This is a genomic window from Arenibacter antarcticus (assembly GCF_041320605.1).
Classification (GTDB): domain Bacteria; phylum Bacteroidota; class Bacteroidia; order Flavobacteriales; family Flavobacteriaceae; genus Arenibacter; species Arenibacter antarcticus.
On record NZ_CP166679.1, the window covers coordinates 2198815 to 2219817 of the forward strand.

A 21003-nucleotide genomic window follows, 5' to 3' on the forward strand; every position below is an offset into this window, starting at 1 on the left:
GTTTATTTTTTCTTTGCAATACTACTTGGGGTTATGCTTTGTCCATAACGTTTCGCATATATAAAGGTAAACTGTGCGCCAAAGAATAAGATAAGACAAGAATAGGATACCCATAACAAAATAAGTACAATAGTGCCTGCGGCACCATAGGTGGAACCTGGTTCCGCTTCAGCAAAATAGAGTCCCAACAAGGTTTTACCTATTACAAAGAGAATTGCGGTAAGTATAGCGCCCTTCCACACTGTTTTCCATTTAATTTTCACGTCGGGTAAATATTTGAACATCAATGCAAATAATACTGTTATGATACCCAAAGATATTACAACGTCCATAATATGGGCGATATATATCACTAAATCTGGGAACATTTGTTTAATATAACCGTTAAGAGCACTTATTGCTGCAGTAAAAATAAAACTGATCAAAAGCAGAAAACCAATAACAAAAATAAAGGCAAAGCTACGGGCGCGATCGGTGATCAATTTCCAAACTTTTGCCTTGGGATCTGGCTGTACCTGCCATATTTGGTTAAGGGATATTTTTAATTGATAGAAGACTCCAGTTGCACCAAAGAGTAAGGTGCCAATTCCGATTATGGTAGATATAAGGTTTTTTTTCTCATTTTGGGTCTCTGAAATTATGGTCTCAATAGAAGTCGCTGCCTCTTTGCCAAGGGCCAAGGAAAATTCTTGGGTTAGGTGACCCTGTACAATCTCTACTCCCCAAATGGCGCCAACTATATTTATTATAATGACCAATAGGGCTGGAAGGGAAAGTACGGCATAATAGGCTACAACCGCACTTAGCCGCCACGGGTCATTGGCCATCCAAGAGATGTAAGTATCCTTTATTAAGGACGGGATGTCTTTTGGTTTAAACCTTGTGCGTTCTTCTTTCATATAGGTCTATTTAAACAATGGTGGCTAGTAGATGTAATACGTTTTTGGTTGACAAATGTATAAGATAGCTATTGAGAAACAATTGCTTTATCAATATTAGGTTTTATATTGATTCAATTAAATTGGAGTCCCGCAAAAAATCTTGTTTAGATTAAAGTCAATGTATAAAAAAAAAGGGCTTTAAGTTTTCGCTTAAGGCCCTTTTTTTTGATCAATTTTTATTGAAACATAATCAATATGCCATAACAATTTCCCATTCCAGACCGCTAATATCAATTAGTTTTAGGGTGTATTGCTCCCCATTCTTTAAATCGATATTGTTTAGGTCTAAAGTGATATCAGCCTTGGCCCCTAAAGGAATGATAAGACTGTGTTTGCCAGGTTTTATCTTGGCCACGTAATGATTGTGGATATTGTTCGTTGAAAACTTAGCAAGATCGGCTCCTTCTTTGTTCAAAAGGATAGTGCCATTTTGGTCCAGAAGTTGCATGCCAATTAAGAACGAACCGTAAACATCCACACCCTCTACTCGGAACACCTCAAACTGCAAATGGTCCTGGTTAAGGCTTGTATTACTGATCTCTAGCTTTGGTTTAACGGATTTGTTGTGGAGAGTTCCAAAGATACCACCATGGAAATATTGATTGGTAAATAGGGTTAGGGCTAGTATGGCCAACGCCCCGGTCAATACAAAGGGTTTGATGTTTTTTATGGGCAAGGTTCCAGATCCTAACCAAGAAAACCATTTTGTTCGGGTAAATTTCGCATTCTTGTTAATGAAATATTGGTCCAAAGAATAGGATCCACTCCCAGTAAGGAATAAAGTAAACCCCGTGGCAATACCTAACACCCCTATTTGCCATTCGTCCAAACAGGTAGTGCCTATCCAACCCGCACCTAATAAGATTCCCATGGCCAGTTTAAAAACCCCAATACTCATTAATCTAGTGAACAAGCCCAACATAATAAATAACCCTACCAATCCCTCTATGATGGTAAAGACTGCCATGGCCCACCAAAGGGTATCGGGATTACTTACCAAATATTCAATCATGGGGCCAATTCCTAGAGCGTTGGGTAGGAAATGGTTGAATTTCTCTCCTATATAACCTGCTTCCTCGGGGTTTAATTTGTTGTCTATTACTAATCTACGCCAAAAGGCGGAAAAATAAGTCCAGCCAACTACTAAGCGGATGGCTAATGTGAAGAGACCAGCCATATTTTGTGACTGATCGTTGTGATTCTGATTCATGTAAAAAAGATATTATTTAAACGATTATATTAAAAATTGAATAGCGGAAAAAAAGGTTTAGGCTATATCAAATTTCAATCGTTTATATAATATGTACATAGGAGGGCTCTTGCCCGAAGTTCTTTTCGCGTATTGTTTTAAAGCAACTTTTTTGCAGCCTATCGGGATAATAGTGATGGAATTCGCTATATCCGGAAGATTTATTGCCGCGAGCTTGCTGTTACATTCTATATTAGTTTGTACGACTACTTCGGATTCACAAAAAGTGTTTATACTCTGTGTTGATTTCGTTTTGTTGAGAGGTCGTTCAAAAGTGATTTCAAAAGAACTGAATAGGGTTTCTTTGATGGAGCAAGGAGTTAAAGCCACAAAAACGGCCAGCATGAATACAATGCGCTGAATTTTTTTTATATGTAGGCTAGTTCCTGTCATAAGTTCAACTGACAAAGATAGATGTTTTTTTAATGATTTTAGAGGACGGTGTTTATTGCCCTAAGGGAAAAGAAATCCAAAGCGTTAGAATACTACCGGAAAGGAAGTGAAGCCCATCAAAAAGGGAATAGGGAACGGGATGGGTGAATTGATAGAAAAGCGGTTGAATTAATACAGGAGACAAGGAACTTAAAGAGCAATAGACTATAGATTAGGGTAATGATTAATTATAAAGGGCAGCACAAATCAAGATCAATACAACTTTGTTATCACGGAATATTAAATAATTTTTCTACATTTAAATCTTTCTACCTTTAAAAAAGCCTGTATCCCTGACTAAAGTCATGGCTAAACCTTTTTTTAAAAATAACCTACATTTAAGAATAATTAGTTCAAATCTATATGAAAATTATTGTCGCTCCAGATTCTTTTAAGGACTGCCTTTCAGCCAAAGAGGTATCCGCATCTATCACTAAAGGGATACGCCAAGTATATCCTGAGGCAATAATTTTGGAGATTCCCTTGTCCGATGGGGGCGAGGGTCTTATTGATGCTCTGTTGGATGGTATTAGCGGAACAGTATTAACAGTTCCTGTGTTAGATCCCTTGGGTCGGACAATAAGGTCGGAATTTGGTGTTTTAAAGGATGGAAAAACGGCCATCATTGAACTTGCTAGGGCCTCGGGGCTGGAACTTCTGAAGGAAAAGGAAAGAAATCCATTATTGACCTCTACCTATGGTACCGGCCAATTGATAAAAGCGGCATTGGACCATGGATGTGAAAAAATTATTGTTGGCCTAGGTGGTAGTGCTACCAACGATGGGGGGACTGGCATGTTAAAGGCCCTTGGAGCAAGGTTCCTAGATGTAAGGGGAGAGGAAGTCGGTGATGGGGGTGGTCAATTAGAAAATCTTGAGCGTATAGACCTTAGCAATTTTGATACTCGAATAGGAGACTGTGAGGTGGTGGTAGCCTGTGATGTCTCCAACCCTTTGGCTGGGCCAAATGGGGCTTCCTTTATTTATGGCGCCCAGAAAGGTGGAGACGAGAGGTCATTGGAACTATTAGACAATAGCCTATATAAGTATGGATCCGTAATCCGGGATCAGTTCAATATCGATGTTGTAAACAAGGAAGGGGCAGGTGCGGCAGGGGGAACCGGTGCCGCCTTATTGGCATTTATGAATGGTAAGATCGTAAATGGGATAGACCTGGTGCTTCAAATGGTAAGTATGGAGCAGCACTTGAATAATACCGATCTAGTAGTTACGGGAGAGGGGAAAATAGACTTACAAACTCTTAATGGAAAAACCGTTGTTGGGGTATCTAAAATGGCTAAAAAACACCAAGTACCTGTAATTGTATTAGCAGGAAAGGTAGGCGACCACATGAATGCTATTTTTGAATTAGGCGTTACTGCTGTTTTTCCTATAGTTGATGGACCAATAGCACTGGAAGAGGCCCTGAAAAAAGCTCCCCAACTATTGGAACGGACCGCCAGGAATATTATGAATACCATTAAGGAGTTCAAGGTAAAGGATAGACAATAAACAATGAGAAATCATCCATTGTAGGATTATGCTGGACAATTTTTATATAAGAAAAGTTGGGTTGCCCAAAAATTAGAAAAGGAAATAATAGTATAAACCACCACATCAAAATAAATTATAATTATCATAAATAACTTAAGAAACCAATATGGCAAATCCATGGACAGGGATAGGGAATCCTTATACTAAACAAGAAGTAAGAGATAGATTGCAAAAAGTAGTTGACCAAAATAGGGCAATTATAGCAGCAGGTGCTGGTACAGGCATCAGTGCGAAATTTATTGAGAAGGGCGGGGCAGACCTTATCATTATCTACAATTCTGGTCGTTTCCGTATGTCCGGTCACGGCTCTACCGCCGGAATGATGGCCTATGGTGATGCCAATGCCGTTGCCATGGAAATCGGGGAATTTGAAGTGTTGCCAGTGGTAGAAGAGGTTCCAGTTATCTGCGGTGTACATGGTAGTGATCCCCGGAGAAGAATGTGGCATTTTTTGGGTAAGGTAAAGGATATGGGTTTTTCAGGAGTAAATAACTTCCCCACGCATTCCATTATTGACGGTCATTTTAGGCAGGTCCTAGAGGAAACAGGGATGAGCTTTCAAAAGGAAGTGGAGATGGTGCGTTTGGCCACTAAAATGGATTTGTTCTCTATTGTTTATGTGGCCAAACCAGAGGAGGCCGTACAAATGGCAGATGCTGGGGCAGATGCCATCATTGCCCATGTGGGCACCACCGTAGGCGGATCTATAGGTGTTACCGGAGCATCGGTTTCCATGGACAATGCTCTGGAGCGTACTCAGGCCATTGTAGATGCAGTAAAGAAAGCGAATCACAATACCTTTTTTCTGGCTCATGGAGGCCCCATAAATACTCCCGATGATGTCCGTTATGCTTTGGCCCATACCACGGGTCTCCATGGCTTTGTGGGGGCTTCCTCCCTAGAACGGATGGGAGTGGAACAATCCTTAACAAACCTGACCAAGGAATTTAAATCTATAACCTTATAAATTTTCTGATAATGCCCAAGAATTGGAAATTCATTAAAAAGAAGGACGTGATGTTCGAAAAAGCATTTGGACGGGATCATTATTGGCATTACCATCCCCAACTGGTCAAAAATGCGGAATCGTATATGGTAAAGGTGGTGGTGCCCGAAAGAAAGGGACATGACTTCCATAGGCATCCAAAAATGCATGAGATTTTATATATTCTAAAGGGGAAGGCGGAGCAATGGATCGAGGATGAAATGCAATTATTGGAAGCGGGCGACTCCGTTTATATAGATGCAGATGTGGTACATGCCACGTTCAATGCGGGGGAAGGGGAACTCGAATTTCTAGCAATCCTTTCCCCACCGGACGGGTGGGAAGCGGGAACCGTGGATATGGGCCAAGAGGAACCCTATATCCACTATCGGACCAAAGAATAGACAATTGCAACCAACCAAATTTAAAATAGTAAGTATTAAAACTTTAAAACCATGAAAAAGTTATCGTCAGGACTATTGTGCTCCATCTTGGGAATGCTCTTTTTTTCTGCCTGTTCTGGAGAAAAGAAACCGCTGCCCCCATTAACCTATACCGGAGAAAACCCAAGGGTACAAGATCCCTTGGTGCCCGAGGATTCACAAAGGCATATTCAGCTCCCCGAGGGGTTCACGGCAGAACTGTTCGCCTCCGAGCCCAATATTATCAACCCCATAGCCTTTACCTGGGATGCTAGAGGCCGACTTTGGGTAGTGCAGTCCAAGGATTATCCACATGGTCTGGCCAATGATGTAGGCGGTGATAGAATTACTATCTGCGAGGATACTAACGGGGACGGAAAGGCAGACAAATTCATCGATTTTGCCACAGATCAACGGCTTTCCACTGGAATAATCTTAGTTAAAGGAGGAGCCATAGTGGCCCAAGCACCAGACATGGTGTTCCTAGAAGATACTGATGGGGATGACAAGATGGATAAGCGCACCGTACTTTTCAGTGGTTTTGGAACTTTTGATACCCATGCCGGACCGTCTAGCCTAAGATACGGATTGGATAATGCTATCTGGGGAGCCGTAGGATATTCTGGCTTTGAAAATGATTTTTCAGGAAAACCTGTAAAGTTTGAACGGGGAGTATACCGCTTCGCTAGGGACGGGTCCTATTTGGAGCCTGTAGGCCAATTCAACAATAATACTTGGGGAATGGGATACAATGAAAATTTTGAAATTTTTGGATCCACGGCCAATAACAACCATGCCTGTTATGTAGGGATTCCCTTAAAATATTACAAGTATTTGGATAGGATGCCTCCGTGGTCGCTAAATGCCGATTTTATACAGGGGCATTATGAAATACATCCGGTAGATAGCATTCCCTTGCAACAGGTAGATGTACGTGGAGGGTATACAGCTGCTGCAGGTGCCAATTTTTATACAGCCCGCAACTATCCCGTGGAATACCAGAACCAAATGTACGTATGTGAACCCACCGGCCACCTGGTGCATATTGCTAAGATCGTAAAGGATGGAGCGGGTTATAAAGAGGAAGATGGTGGTAATATCTTTGCCAGTACGGATGCCTGGACTGCCCCTGTATTCGCAGAGACGGGCCCAGATGGAAACTTATGGGTGGCAGATTGGTACAATCCCGTAATTCAGCACAATCCCGATAAACGGGGGATGGACAACCAAATATGGAACGCCGATAAAGGCGAGGGGAACGCCCATCTTAATAAGCTTAGGGATTATGGCCATGGACGAATCTATATTGTAAAATACAAAAAAGAGCCCGATGCAAAAATCACTTCCCTAGATCGTTATGATGATAGCGCTCTGTTGAAAGCTTTGAAAAGTGACAATCTATTTTGGCGGACCATGGCCCAACGGTTTATTGTAGAGGAAAACAGGATCCAATTGATCCCACAATTGGTCCAATTGGCGGGTGACATGACTAAAACAGATGGCAATGGACTTAATGCCCCAGCCTTACACGCACTGTGGACCCTAGACGGGTTGGGGGCGTTAGACGGTAAGTATCAAGCGGCAGAAGAGGCCGTCGTGAACGCCCTTAAGAGTGATTCCTACGCAGTTAAACGGGCAGCACTGACTCTGCTGCCAAACTCCCAAGAAGGGAGTGGCCTCTTGGCAAGATCTCAGCTTTTATCGGATACCGACCCTCAACTGCGGTTGGCAGCCATCCTAAGGGCAAGCGAATTGCCAGAATCTGGCGAACTCTATGCTGAAATGCAAAAGGTGTCCAAAAATATGGATAATGCATCGGATAAATGGCTCAATGCCGCTACGAAAATATACTTCAGGGAATTGAATACGGAAGAGGTAGAGGCATCTTTGGTGGAAATGGTGGTGCCATCTTCGGAAGAAAAAAAATCGACCTGGTCCTATACCGAAGCAAAACCTACGGAGAATTGGATGTTAGTTGCATTTGATGATAGTGCATGGAAAAAAGGGGAAGGAATGTTCGGAAGCCATGGTGAAAAGCGTAACACTACTCAATGGACTACAGATGATATTTGGATGCGAAAAACAGTGACTATCAATCAGGAAATGACCGAACCTGTGATCAAGATCGCCTATGATGACGACTACGAAGTGTATGTAAATGGGGTGCTGGTCCTTTCTGGAACGGGTTCCAGCAGAGCGTATAAGTACATGAAATTGGACCAGGATAAGGCTGCAGCCTTTAAAAAAGGGAAGAACACTATCGCCCTGCATTGTAAGAATACTGGTGGCGGACAGCATATTGATATGGGCCTCGGAAAAATTGCAAAGATAAAGGCCGATGTAACATTTACCATCAATACGGTTAGCCAGGAAATGGCGTATGACAAAACGGTGCTGGAGGCCAAGGTTGGGCAGATTGTAGAAATTAAATTGGTAAACAAGGACCAGATGCCCCATAACCTAGTGGTTATACAGGAAGGAAGTCTAGAGATCTTTGGACCCTTGGTAGATAGTTTTGTCACTACCCCCGATGCGGAGAAGATGGGATATGTCCCCAAATCCAGATATGTTTTAGGTGCTACCCAAATGTTAGGTCCTAACGAAACTGGTTCGGTAATGGTACAGTTGCCCGATAAACCAGGCAGCTACCCCTTTGTTTGCACCTTTCCCGGGCATTGGCGATTTATGCAGGGCGTGATTATCGTAACTTAAGCGAACCCTGATATTTAAAGGAACTAAATTAATGGAAGAAAGGATTCTGAAATTTTAAAATAGATAAAAATGAAAAAATTAGTAATGGTAGTAGTCATTTTAGGGTTGGTATATAGTTGCAAGGCCCAAGTATTACCAAAGGATTATAAGTCCGATAAAACTGTGGGGCGTTTTATTTCTGAGGAGAAGGGCGCCACTAAAATACTGATAACCGGAGGTGGAGGGTCACATGATTTTCTAAAATTATTTGGAATTGCCGATGGTGAAGTCCTAAGTGAAAATGGGAAGAACACAGTAGTCTATGCCGAGGATGTTGCAGAGATGGGTACTTTAATTCCTATAGTTGATGTGTTGATGTTGACCAACAACCAACCTTTGGATGCGACCGCTAAAAAAGCAATATTCTCTAGGGTAGACGATGGAAACCTGAATTTACTTCTCTATCACCCAAGTACCTGGTACAATTGGGAGGATTGGCCAGAGTATAATTTAAAACTCGTTGGTGGCGGCTCGCGCTCCCACGAGAAGCTGCAGGAATTTGAGGTAACCGTTATAAAACCGGATCATCCCATAATGAAGGGTGTGCCAATTACATTCAAGATCGTAGACGAGCTCTATCGATGGGAAAAGGATCTCGATGCCGAAATTGAAGTGTTGGCCATGGGAAAGGGAATAGCGTCGGGCAAAGAATATCCGGTAGTATGGATTGTAAAACATCCAAAGGCAAAAATAATAGGCAATACTTTGGGTCATGATGAAAGGGCACATGATTTAGAGGCGTATCAAACCATCCTGAAGAATAGTGGGGAATGGGTAAGAGGGAAGCACTGATTATAAATTTTTACTCCTTCACATTGTAGATAAGGGAACTTACTTCGCATACTCAAAAAAAAGCCTTTCATTTCTGAAAGGCTTTTTTAGTAGTGGGAATGGGATTTTTTCCTCGTTCAACTCCGTGAAATCGTATACTCCTTTTAAATAATTATATTTTGGAAAATATAACGACCTATGATCCTTTAATTATTAATCCATTAATCAATGACCACTTTCACAAGAGCATCCGGTGCGGGTTTCCCCATGCCAGTCAAAGGCAGGGGCATAGTCGTTCATTTCCCAGTAAAAGGCTCCTCTAGGTTTATCCTCGTTTCCAATCTCGTTCATGGTTTCTGTATCGTATAGCCTACCGTTGATCATGGTATAGCGCACAGAATTGGAATTCTGAATATTTTCAAGGGGATTTTTATCCAAAACTATTAAATCTGCCAACATTCCTGTTTTTAAAGCGCCCAAATGATCGTCCATTCCAAGGTAGTTAGCCCCATTTATGGTGGCTGCTTTTAAGGCTTCCATATTAGTCATCCCGCCCTGAGCCAACATCCAAAGTTCCCAGTGTGCTCCAAGTCCTTGTATTTGTCCATGTGCACCCAGATTGACTTTTACCCCTGCATCCGCCAATTTCTTGACACTTTTTGAAACCAGGATATGACCGTTTTCATATTCTTTCATCGGAGCCATGGTACGGTGCCTGGACCGGGAGTCTATAGTGCCTCTTGGAGTATACTTTAAAAGCTTTTCATCTTCCCATACATTGGTGGTTTGGTACCAATAGAATTCCCCGTTCAATCCGCCATAATTAACGATTAGGGTTGGGGTGTAACCAGATTGGCTAGCGGCCCATAATTGGGTGACATCTTTATGGACAGTGGCCACAGGAATGTTGTGCTCTATTCCTGTATGTCCGTCTAAAATCATGGACATATTGTGAAAGAAGGTTGAGCCCCCTTCAGGAACCACCGCTATCTCATTATCGTGAGCTGCTTTAATGATTTGTTGCCTTTGTTCCCTTCTTGGTTGATTGTAACTTTTTACAGAAAATGCTCCAAATGCTTTTGTTCTGTGAATAGCCGAGCGGGCATCTTCCAAATTGTTGATGGTAGCTTTAAAATCTCCATCTGCTCCGTATAAAATAACCCCTGTCGAAAATATTCTAGGCCCCACCATATTTCCAGCACGCACCATTTCCGATTGTGAGAACACCATCTCCGTATTTGCCGAGGGGTCGTGGGTTGTGGTGACACCATAGGCCAAATTGGTGTAGTATTCCCAATGCTTTTGTGGACTTAATCCAAATCTGAAATGTCCAAGATGGGCGTGTACATCTATTAATCCAGGCATAATGGTTTTGCCACTAACCTCTATGATTTTGGCTTCGGCTGGTATACTTATATCGCCTTTGGGACCAATAGCCATAATTCTATTGTCCTTAATTATGATGGTGCCATTTTCCAAAACTTCATCATTATCCATTGTAATGATTCTAGCTCCGGTAAGCGCCATAATTCCCTGTGGTTTATCGGAAGTAAGGGTTAGGTTTATCTTAATACCTAGAGTGTCCATCTTTGGAATGGAATCTGGAGCTCCTTCCAAAAAGAGAAATCTTTGGTTAATAGGGGCGCTAAAATAGGCATCCCCTAATGTCCAGTTGAGTTGAGTGCTATTGGAGGACCAATGCAAATTAATTCCTGCATCGCGTGCTACTTGGGCCACAGGCACATTGGTGGCCTTTCCATCCAATTCTATGGTGTTTCCGGTCATGGGCAAGGCCGCAATATATACTTTGTACAAATTGGTGAAAGCAACCCATTGGTCGTCTGGACTTGGAATAATACGTTGTGCGTATTTAGACTTCACCAATTCTCTAGGCTCTTTGCCTTCCAGGTTTACAGATTTCAGGGTTTTAGTTAGGTTTCCGAAAAGATAGCCTCCAGTTTGGTAATATATTCTATTGGCATCCTTATTGAACGCGGGAAATTCACCCTCTTTTACTACGAATTGTTTACTGGACTTGAATCCCGATTTTTTAGTAGTATTCACTGTTAGTAAATAAATTCCAGGTGCTTTGGTATGTACATAACCCTGGTGTCCATTTCCTGCTTCTTCCCGATACAGAATAATATTCACATCTTTGGGTGAAAAAGAAGGCTCCCTATAAATGGCTTTCTCAGTGGTTAATTGCTGTGGTTTATTTTTGGAGGAGGTTAGATCCAACCTTTGTATGGCACCCATCTTGTCGTCGTTCCAAGTCACATAAACCAAGTATTTTCCGTCCTTTGAAAATGAGGGTTCAGATTCTAGGTCCGTCCCTTTGGTGAGGCGAACTGCCTCACCCTTAGGTAGCGATTTTTTCCATAAATACCCAGCTGCGTTAAAGATTAAGGTTTTGCCGTCGGGGGAGGTTACTGCGTTACGTATCGCCTTTGGATTAAAGGTTTCCGGGGCAGGATCATTTTTAAACCTTAGGGCATTCACAATTTTGTGGTCTGCTGTAGCCGAAAAGGGGAGGTCCGTAAGCTCCAAGGAATTGACACCAATTTTTTTGATTTTTCCCTGTGCCCAGATAATAATATGTTGATTGTCAGGAGTGAAATTAAACCCGGTGTATGGGCCAAATATAGCCCATGCTTCCTGATGGTCCTTGCTGAGTTGATCGTATATGGGCCATTCTTTTCCAGAAGCAAGATCATGTAGGTAAAGCACTGTTTTTTCCCGTACTCTTTTCACAAAGGCCATTACCTTACCATCATGGGAAATTACTGGACGTATGGCACCTCCAGGACCACCTGTAACCCTTTCAATTTCACCATTTTCCAAGTTATATCTATTAATAACATAGATTTGACTGTTAGGGTCTTTGTTGTATTGGAAAAAACCACCAGGGTATACATCTTCGCTGTAATAAACGTACTTACCATCGGGTGACGCCCAAGGTTCCCCAATATCTTGTTGTTCGTTTTTCTTTTCTATTAGCTGAATGCCCTTTCCACCTGATTTATGGTACATCCAAATTTCACCGGCTCCTAGTGAACGCGATGCGGTAAAATGTTTTCTACAGAAAATATAATTGCCATCAATGGACCATACTGCATTGTTGACCAACCTAAAATCTTCCTTGGTAATCTGTTTGGCTTCAGTGCCATCGGTATTCATGACCCATATATTGTCTCCCCCGCCAGCATCGCTGGTAAAGCTAATGCTCTTTCCATCTGGACTATATCTTGGTTGTACCTCAAAGGCATGTCCGCCTCTAATTAAGGTCGCATTGCCGCCAGTAATGGGCATAGTGTAGATGTCGCCTAGCATATCAAAAACTATTTGAGTGCCATCAGGACTTACATCTAGACTCATCCAAGACCCCTCGTCCGAGGTGATGGAGACATTTTTATAGGATAGCGCTGGCTTGGTCACATCCCAGCTTTCGTTTTTAGTTTCTTCTTTGTCTTGTGAATTGGTACTTAGGCAAATAAGTAAGAGAAGTGCCGATAGAATACTATTTTTCATTGTAATAATGGGTTGCTAAATATAGTTTTCCCAAAAGTACTTAATAGAATTGTGAATAGCGATTTTTATATATTTCGATTTTCTTTCGTCTAGAGTTCAGCGGAAAATCACTTGAATAGTGAAATTATAAGGCTTAAAAAAATGGATTATGAGGAACCGATCTGTTGAATTTATTAGCCTTAAGTCTTAGTAGCGAGAACAGTATTCTTTCCTCCCATACATTCATCTGTCTGATAGCGAATATTTTATTCTACAGATGTGTAACTGAGGCCAAAGGAAAAAGTCTAGAAGAAATTGAGTAATATTGATAAGGATAAAGAAATAAATAGAAGCATGTGGGTGTTTTTTAGAACTAATTAATTAAACGAAATGAGAGTATTTAAGAAATTGATAGGCATTAGATTGGGGTTTCTTTTTTTATTTTTTTACCAGGGAGTTTTTTCCCAAGCTTCGGTTAAAAGTAAACCCAACGTTATTGTTATTATGACAGATGACCAGGGTTCCATAGATCTTAATTCTTACGGTGCAACGGATCTGTATACCCCTAATTTGGATAGACTTGCTAAAGAGGGTGTTAGGTTTACACAATTTTATGCAGGGGCTCCCGTTTGTTCGCCATCCCGTGCAGCACTTATGACGGGAAAGACTAATTTGCGTGCTGGCCTGGAGGGTAATGTCCCAATACCTGAACGTGCTGAAAAGAGTGGAGAACATGGACTACCAACCGACCAGATTACCATGGCAGAAATGCTGAAGCCAAATGGCTATTATACCGCCTTAATTGGTAAATGGCATCTAGGGCATAGGGAGCAGAATTTGCCCAACGGACAGGGGTTCGATTATTTTTTTGGACATCAGCGTGGATGTATAGATAATTATTCCCATACCTTTTACTGGGATGGCCCTAATAAACACGATCTGTTCAGAAATTCAGAAGAGGTCTATTATGATGGCGAACATTTTACCGATCTAATGGCCGAGGAGGTAAAGCAGGTAATCAATCACAGGCGAAACGAGCCATTCTTTATTTATTGGGCGTTCAATGCTCCACATTATCCCTATCAGGGAACCACAAAGTGGTTGGACTATTACAAGGACCTTCCGACACCTAGAAAGGAATATGCTGCTTTTGTATCCAACACGGATGAAAAAATTGGGGAGGTTCTTAATTATCTGGACGAGACGGGCCTAGCGGACAATACCATAGTTATTTTTCAATCGGACCACGGACATTCTTTGGAGGAACGTGCTTTTTGGGGTGGAGGAAATGCCGGGGAATATAGGGGGAGCAAATTCAGCTTATTCGAAGGAGGAATCCGTGTGCCAGCTATCATCCGTTATCCTAGAGTAGTTCCTGCCAATCAGGTTCGTGACCAACTTGCTATGCAAATGGATTGGTTTAGTACTATTGGCGAATTGACAAATTCCAAAATGGTGGGAAGAATAGATGGAAAAAGTCTAATGCCCATTATTTTGGATGATACTAAGGAATCTTTACATGAAGTAGCGCATTGGCAGTTTGGTGGTTACGATGATAAAACTGCACAGTGGGCAGTCCGAAAGGGCCCTTGGAAGCTTATTGGCAACGTAAATGAGCCCTCTGGACAGGGAGAAAGAATTAATTTGGAGAAATTATTTTTGGTCAATTTGGACAATGATATCAGCGAAAAAAACAATTTAGCGAATTCCAATCCAAAGAAAATGAACGAACTTTTGCAGTTGCACAATTCCTGGATAAAATCGGTTCGGTCAGAAATGAAACAGTAGCTGATTTTTAGCTAGCCCTAAAATAATTTGAGTTTGTAGGTTATTTTCAATAGAATTTTATGAGGTAGGGATTGAGGTAACCAATATGCTAATTGGCATTTTGGGTGCAGAGGACGTCATGCAAGGGATCGATAGTGTTTTAACGGAAGAATATTAATAATTTTAAATCTTAGATGATAATGCGAAATCTTGTTGTAGTTTTTCTTCTTTTATTGACTTCTGAAGTGCCTTTGGCCCAACCGTTTAATTCATCGGTTGCAGAGGAAAGAACACCCTCTACCTTATTTCAGGCATCAGTAGTTAAAGTGGATATTACCCCTAAAGACCCTCAATGGTTGCTGGGTTATGGTCCTAGACAATCAACAGAAGTCCATGATAACATTTACCATCGCATTGTGGCTATGGATGATGGCACAAATAAGTTTGTTATAGTATCATCGGAATTATGCGTTCTTTCTCCATCCGAGTATGATCGTATTGCGGCCAAACTTGAAGATAAATATGGCGTTGGTCCAATTAATTTCTGGTGGACTGTTACCCATACCCACTCTGCCCCAGAAGTAGGTCCTCCAGGTCTTCCGGCTGTTTTTATGGGGGAGCGCTATCAACACGAAGCTAATCCCCAATATACTGCCGAAGTGGAGGAAAAGCTTATAAAAGGAATTTCGGAAGCGCTCAAAAACCTAGAACCTGCACGCTTAGGTGTGGGCTGGGGCTTCTCACAGGCAAATATTAACCGTAGGGCTTTGGATATCGATGGCAAGGCCTCCCTTGGCATGAACCCTGATGGGGCTGTTGACAGGCGTATTGGCCTGTTGCGGATTGATAAGGAAGATGGAAGCCCACTGGTTCTAATCTCCAATTACGCCATTCATGGAACGGTTTTGGGACAAAGTAACTTGAAAATTAGTGGTGATGCCCCGGGTGTTGTCTCGGAGTATGTTGAGCAAAAGATTGGGGCACCCCTTCTCTTTATTAACGGTGCTGCTGGTGATATTGCTCCCATATATAGTACCTACCCAACCCCGGGATCTGGCCATTTAGGGCAATTCCGTGTGTTATTGGGAGACAAAATTATTGAAGCGAACCAAAGGATTTTATCAACCACCAATGAGGTGAAATTAAATTCTGGAGTAATGGTCGTTGAAACCCCTCGAAAACTAGGTCTTGGGTGGCCATCGGACCTAGGGAACTACACGCGCACTACGGATGACGGAATAAATATAGTGCGACTTCCAATCCGTTTTCTAAAGATCAACAATGATGTGGCCATTTGGAGCGCTCCCTTAGAATTATTCAATGAAATATCGAATGAAATACGCAATCGTTCCCCTTTCCCTTTTACGTTTTATTTTGGGTATACCAACGGCTGGCTCGGCTATTTGCCTACTTCATCGGCTTTTGAACAAGGAGGTTATGAAGTAGAAACAGTTTCTCCCTTTACACCTTCTGCCGAAACTGAACTTAAGGAAGCAGTTTTAGGATATCTTGAAGGGCAATCAAAGGAGGGTTTATAGAGCAGCTTAGCCTAAGAATAGGAACACTTTAAAAGTTAAAAAGTCATTGCTAAAGGGCAATATATACTACTGATTTAAAGTATCAATTTTTAATCTTTGGTTCAATCTAAATATTAAGAATGAAAAAGAATAGCCTATATGCCTATTACCCTTGTTTTCTATTTTCATTAATTATTTTAATTGTTACAAGTTGTCGGAATGGTTCTGACTCCCCATTCAGTGAATCAGCTAAGAATGCTCTTTCTACCTTGGAGATTGCGCCACCCTTCCAGATTGAACTAGTCGCCTCAGAGCCGTTTATATCCGACCCTGTAGACATGATGATAGATGAATATGGAAAGATGTATGTAGTGGAAATGCATGGATATCCACTTGATGAAAGTGGTACTGGAAAAATTAAACTGTTAACGGATAGCAATGGTGATGGACAAATAGATAATAGTATTGTATTTGCCGATGGGCTAACGCTTCCTACAGGTATCATGCGATGGAAGAATGGGGTCTTAGTAACCGATGCTCCCGATGTACTTTATTTGGAAGATTCAGATGGGGATGGGAAAGCAGATATAAGGGAAATATTACTCACAGGGTTTGCCTTATCTAATCCACAACACAACCTCAATAATCCTATGTATGGACTGGATAATTGGATTTATCTCGCACATGAGTCAACCGTTGCTACGCAGTCTTATAAGGAAGAGTTTGGCGATGATGGGAAGGAGATCATCTATCCCGGAAAACCAGAGGGCCCACGTTTGCCTAAAAATGCCAATGGGCGAAACGTCCGTTTTCGGCCAGGTAGCCACGAGCTGGAAATGACCGCTGCCGCCTCACAATTTGGTCAAACATTTGATTCCTGGGGCAATCACTTCTTACTAAACAATTCCAATCACATCTATCAAGAACTTATTGCCGAGCGATATCTCCAACGAAATCCTGACCAGCTTATAACAAAAGTTACACGCACTCTTTCCGATCATGGGCAACCAGCAGATGTGTTTCCCATAACGAAAGACCCACAGCACCAGTTGTTGACCACTGTAGGAGTCTTTACCTCTGCTTCGGGCCTTGAAATGTATCAAGGCGGCGCTTTTTCAGAAGATTTTAATCATGTTAGTTTCGTGGCAGAACCTGTAAATAATCTCGTACATGCAGATTATATTAAGGATGATGGGGTTAGTTTTAAAGCTTCCCGTGTTTATCATCAAAAGGAATTTCTGGCATCTACCGATTCTTGGTTTCGTCCCGTCAATATGTATACGGGACCGGACGGTGCCCTTTATGTACTCGACTATTACCGGAAATTTATTGAGCACCCTGAGTGGATGGCAAAAGAAGTGGTAGAATCAGGGGAATTATATGAAGGCACAGACAAGGGGCGAATTTATCGTATTACTCCCATTGGATCAAAACGGACAGATCGATCTAAAAATTTAAATCTGGGAGATGCTTCTTTGGAACAGTTAGTGGGGGCATTGGCCAACACCAATATTTGGTGGCGTAAAAATGCCCAGCGTCTTTTAATAGATAGGAAGGCGAAGGAGGCGATACCTTTATTAAAGGAAATGGCAATAAATTTCGAGGCTCCATTGGGTCGACTTCACGCCTTGTGGACCCTAGAAGGATTAGGGCAACTTGGCCCGGAAATGATAAAACGGGCTCTAATGGACCCAGTTTCAGGTATAAGGGAAAATGCCATCAGACTGGCTGAGCTGCACCTTAATAAAACTCCCGGCCTTAGCGATGCTTTGCTATCGCTTAAGGAAGATACAGACATCAAAGTTAGGTATCAACTGTTACTGACATTGGGGTTTGTGGATACACCAGCCGTTTCACAGGCACGGCAAGACCTTCTGTTTAAAGATATAGAGGACGAGTGGTTTCAAATTGCTGCACTTTCGGCTTCCTCCGTTCAGCATAGTACTTTGTTGGATGCCGTGATTGCTCACGCTAAGGGGAATGTTTCAGTATATACTTCACTGATCCATAAATTGAGCGCCATGATAGGAAGGTCTGGAAATCTTAAGGAAATCCAACGGCAAGCGCAAAGAGCAACGAAGAAGGATTCAGAAGAAGTGGCTGAGTGGCAGGCAGCAGTCCTTAAAGGCTTGGCGCAGGGTATCAAAAGCAAGAAATTAGTTGCTTCAGATTTTCAGGGAATTCAAAATTCATTAATTCGAGCGTTCTTTGAACATCCCTCAGAATCGGTTGGCGAGGGCTGCTTACGAATGTTGCAAGTGATAGGTCTTCCTAATAGTTCAATTTCAGCTACTGCCTTAAATCGTGCCGAAAAAACAATACGCAACAAAAACCAATCTATGGAACGAAGGGCTGGAGCCGTATATTTTTTGGCTCTTGACAATCCTGAAAGTCATATTCCCTTGCTTAAAGGACTAATTACACCTGGTGAGGCATTGCCGGTTCAACTGGCGGCACTGCGTACCCTTAGTGCAACACCGGGACAGACTATTAGCGGATATCTATTGGAGCAATGGAAAGTATTATCTCCTGAAGTGAGAAAGGCCGCTATTCAGACTTTTTTAAAGGATCCAGTTAGGGTTAAACTGCTCCTAGACGCGATTGATGCGGGAGAGATCCAGAAAACGAACCTAGATCAAGGTCATAAAATTCAACTTATGACGCAGCAGGATCAAGCACTTAAGGATCGTGCCCGTACCATGTTTGCTGAAAATGATGATCATCAACGCCAAGAGATCATAGAGCAGTACGAAAGTGCTTTGGAACTTAAAGGAAATTCATTGGAGGGAAAGCAAGTCTTCCTTCAAAATTGTGCTTCCTGCCATCAAATAGGAGGTGCAATTGGAACAGGTTTCGGTCCCGATCTGGCTACCATCAGAAATCGGCGACCTGCTTCCATTCTTAACGACATTATAAATCCGGCCCAATCTATTGCCGATGGTTTTGATCTGTGGACCGTTACACTTAATGATGGTGAATCAATTCAGGGGGTTGTTTCAGCGGAAACCCCTACTGCTATCACCCTACAACAGATAGGCGGACAGGAAACAACCATTTCCCGAGCAAATATTAAGTCATTGATACCACTGGGCATGTCGGCTATGCCGGTTGGACTTGAAAATAATATTGATCTACAGGAAATGGCAGATCTCTTGGCCTATATCCGAGATGTAAAATAATAGTATTGTCGGTTTAAAATTAAGGAAGTAGAACATTTTTAATACAAATGAAACAATTATGGATTCTCTAAAAATAAAACTGTCATTAGCACAACCAAACTTAAAAAAGTTCTTTAACGGGAATACAAGAATCTGTTGTGTCAGGGCCTTTATCACTGTTTTTTTACTGTTGATTTCAATCCAGTCCATGGCTGCAAATCCATCCGTGCAAGATGAATTGTTGGTCAGGCCAGAATCCAATGGCTCGTTAAGGTTAAATGCGGAAAAGGGAAAGGCTATAGGTCCTGAGATTAAATATATGCCAGAATGGAAAGCTTTCGGTTGGTTTACGGCAAAGGACAGGGTAGAATGGAGTGTATTGGTGGAAAAAAGTGGCGAATACGAGGTGTTTTTGGAATGGTCCGTATCGGATATTGAAGCTGGTAAGCCATTTGTTTTTAGGGCGGGAAGCAAGGATTTAAAAAATAATGTGGCTAAATCCGGGTCATGGGAGACCTTTAAAAGTAAAAAAATAGGGAATGTCCATCTATCGGCAGGCCAGCAATTGATGGTTTTTAAGCCGGATTCCAAATTTAAGAAAGGTGCGCTGTTGGATTTACGGGAAATAAAATTAGTCCCTATTGAAACGAAAGTTGGGGCGCAGAAGTTGACCACAGAAAAGGAATTTAGAGCGGCCGTTGTTAAAAAAAGTATCACGCCATCGGATAGCCAGTATCTTCTTGGCTATGGAGAACGGAAATCGGAGAGTGTTCACGACAGTATTTTTCATCGGATCGTTGCCATGGATGACGGTGAAAAACAATTCTTTATCGTATCGACAGATATTTGCCTGTTTTCCCCATCGGAATATGATAAAGTTGCGGATAAGCTCCAGAAACAACATGGAATAGAGCCCATTGATATATGGTGGACGGTTACCCATACCCACTCGGCACCTGAAGTGGGAGTGCCAGGTATTTATGGTACGTATATGGGTGAACGAATTCAACACGAGGTTGACCCCGCTTATACTGCCATGGTGGAACAGAAATTAATTGATGGTATCTTAGAAGCCAGAAAGAACCTTGAGCCAGCGGGCTTAGGTGTTGGCTGGGGCTTCTCACAAGCAAATATTAACCGTAGGGCTTTAGATATTGATGGGAAGGCTTCCCTTGGCATGAACCCTGATGGGGCTGTTGATCGGCGTATTGGGCTGATTCGAATAGATAGGGAAGATGGGAGCCCTCTGGCCCTTATCTCCAATTATGCAATTCATGGAACGGTTTTGGGACATGGTAATTTGAAAATTAGTGGTGATGCCCCCGGAATTGTCTCCGAGTATGTGGAGCAAAAGATTGGAGCACCGGTGCTCTTTATCAACGGTGCCGCTGGTAATCTGGCCCCAATATATAGTACCTACCCAACACCTGGCTCTGGCCATTTAGGGCAATTTCGCGTACTCCTAGGAGACAAAATTATTGAAGCGAACCAAAGGATTTTATCAACCACCAATGTGGTGAAATTAAATTCTGGAGCAATGGTGGTCGAAACCCCTCGAAAACTTGGTCTTGGATGGCCATCCGACCTCGGAAACTACACAAGGACGACGAATGATGGATTAAATATAGTGCGACTTCCAATTCGTTTCTTAAATATCAACGATGATGTGGCCATATGGAGTGCTCCCTTAGAGCTGTTCAATGAAATATCGAACGAAATACGGGATCGTTCTCCTTTCCCTTTCACGTTTTATTTTGGGTACACCAACGGCTGGCTCGGCTATTTGCCCACTTCGTCCGCTTGGCAACACGGAGGTTACGAAGTAGAAACAGTTTCTCCCTTTACATCAACTGCAGAAATTGAACTTAAAGAGGCGGTTTTGGGGTATTTATCAGGGTTGTAAAAAGGTGAAGAAAACCAAAGGCGCCAGTTTGTGTATATAGCTGTAT

The 21003-nt window shown here is 42.2% G+C and carries 12 protein-coding genes; 9 read left to right on the top strand and 3 right to left on the bottom strand.

Features of this window, described 5'->3' with window-relative positions; genetic code table 11:
• Positions 1-2: 2 nt before the first annotated feature.
• On the bottom strand, positions 3-899 hold the full coding sequence (locus KCTC52924_RS09035) for a YihY/virulence factor BrkB family protein (protein ID WP_251806402.1): 897 nt from the start codon (positions 897-899) through the stop codon (positions 3-5).
• Between the two features lie 232 nt (positions 900-1131).
• Entirely contained in the window at positions 1132-2151 is a 1020-nt protein-coding gene (locus KCTC52924_RS09040; RefSeq protein ID WP_251806403.1) for a TQO small subunit DoxD, read from the bottom strand.
• A gap of 834 nt (positions 2152-2985) precedes the next feature.
• On the opposite strand from KCTC52924_RS09040, the gene KCTC52924_RS09045 reads away from it, so the two are divergent.
• From KCTC52924_RS09045 to KCTC52924_RS09065, 5 genes are all read left to right on the top strand, one after another.
• Entirely contained in the window at positions 2986-4134 is a 1149-nt protein-coding gene (locus tag KCTC52924_RS09045) for a glycerate kinase (protein WP_251806404.1), read from the top strand.
• A gap of 148 nt (positions 4135-4282) precedes the next feature.
• Positions 4283-5143, top strand: coding sequence for a phosphoenolpyruvate hydrolase family protein (locus tag KCTC52924_RS09050; protein ID WP_251806405.1), 861 nt, complete (start codon positions 4283-4285; stop codon positions 5141-5143).
• Positions 5144-5154: 11 nt separating this feature from the next.
• A complete protein-coding gene (locus KCTC52924_RS09055; RefSeq protein ID WP_251806406.1) occupies positions 5155-5565 on the top strand; it encodes a cupin domain-containing protein in 411 nt (136 codons plus the stop codon).
• A gap of 51 nt (positions 5566-5616) precedes the next feature.
• The gene (locus KCTC52924_RS09060; RefSeq protein WP_251806407.1) at positions 5617-8295 is read left to right on the top strand and encodes a PVC-type heme-binding CxxCH protein; all 2679 of its coding nucleotides are present in this window, start codon (positions 5617-5619) and stop codon (positions 8293-8295) included.
• A gap of 69 nt (positions 8296-8364) precedes the next feature.
• On the top strand, positions 8365-9126 hold the full coding sequence (locus tag KCTC52924_RS09065) for a ThuA domain-containing protein (protein ID WP_251806408.1): 762 nt from the start codon (positions 8365-8367) through the stop codon (positions 9124-9126).
• 204 nt (positions 9127-9330) lie between these two features.
• Here KCTC52924_RS09065 and KCTC52924_RS09070 read toward each other — a convergent pair whose 3' ends face one another.
• A complete protein-coding gene (locus tag KCTC52924_RS09070) occupies positions 9331-12633 on the bottom strand; it encodes an amidohydrolase family protein (protein WP_251806409.1) in 3303 nt (1100 codons plus the stop codon).
• 369 nt (positions 12634-13002) lie between these two features.
• Between KCTC52924_RS09070 and KCTC52924_RS09075 the strand changes: the two genes are divergently transcribed.
• The 4 genes from KCTC52924_RS09075 to KCTC52924_RS09090 all read left to right on the top strand — a co-directional run bounded on the left by KCTC52924_RS09075 (position 13003) and on the right by KCTC52924_RS09090 (position 20957).
• Positions 13003-14400 (top strand): sulfatase, encoded by a 1398-nt coding sequence (locus tag KCTC52924_RS09075; protein WP_251806410.1) that lies wholly within the window; start codon positions 13003-13005, stop codon positions 14398-14400.
• Between the two features lie 179 nt (positions 14401-14579).
• The gene (locus KCTC52924_RS09080; RefSeq protein WP_251806411.1) at positions 14580-15917 is read left to right on the top strand and encodes a neutral/alkaline non-lysosomal ceramidase N-terminal domain-containing protein; all 1338 of its coding nucleotides are present in this window, start codon (positions 14580-14582) and stop codon (positions 15915-15917) included.
• 119 nt (positions 15918-16036) lie between these two features.
• Positions 16037-19075, top strand: coding sequence for a PVC-type heme-binding CxxCH protein (locus KCTC52924_RS09085; protein WP_251806412.1), 3039 nt, complete (start codon positions 16037-16039; stop codon positions 19073-19075).
• Between the two features lie 58 nt (positions 19076-19133).
• Positions 19134-20957 (top strand): neutral/alkaline non-lysosomal ceramidase N-terminal domain-containing protein, encoded by a 1824-nt coding sequence (locus KCTC52924_RS09090; protein ID WP_251806413.1) that lies wholly within the window; start codon positions 19134-19136, stop codon positions 20955-20957.
• Positions 20958-21003: the final 46 nt, after the last annotated feature.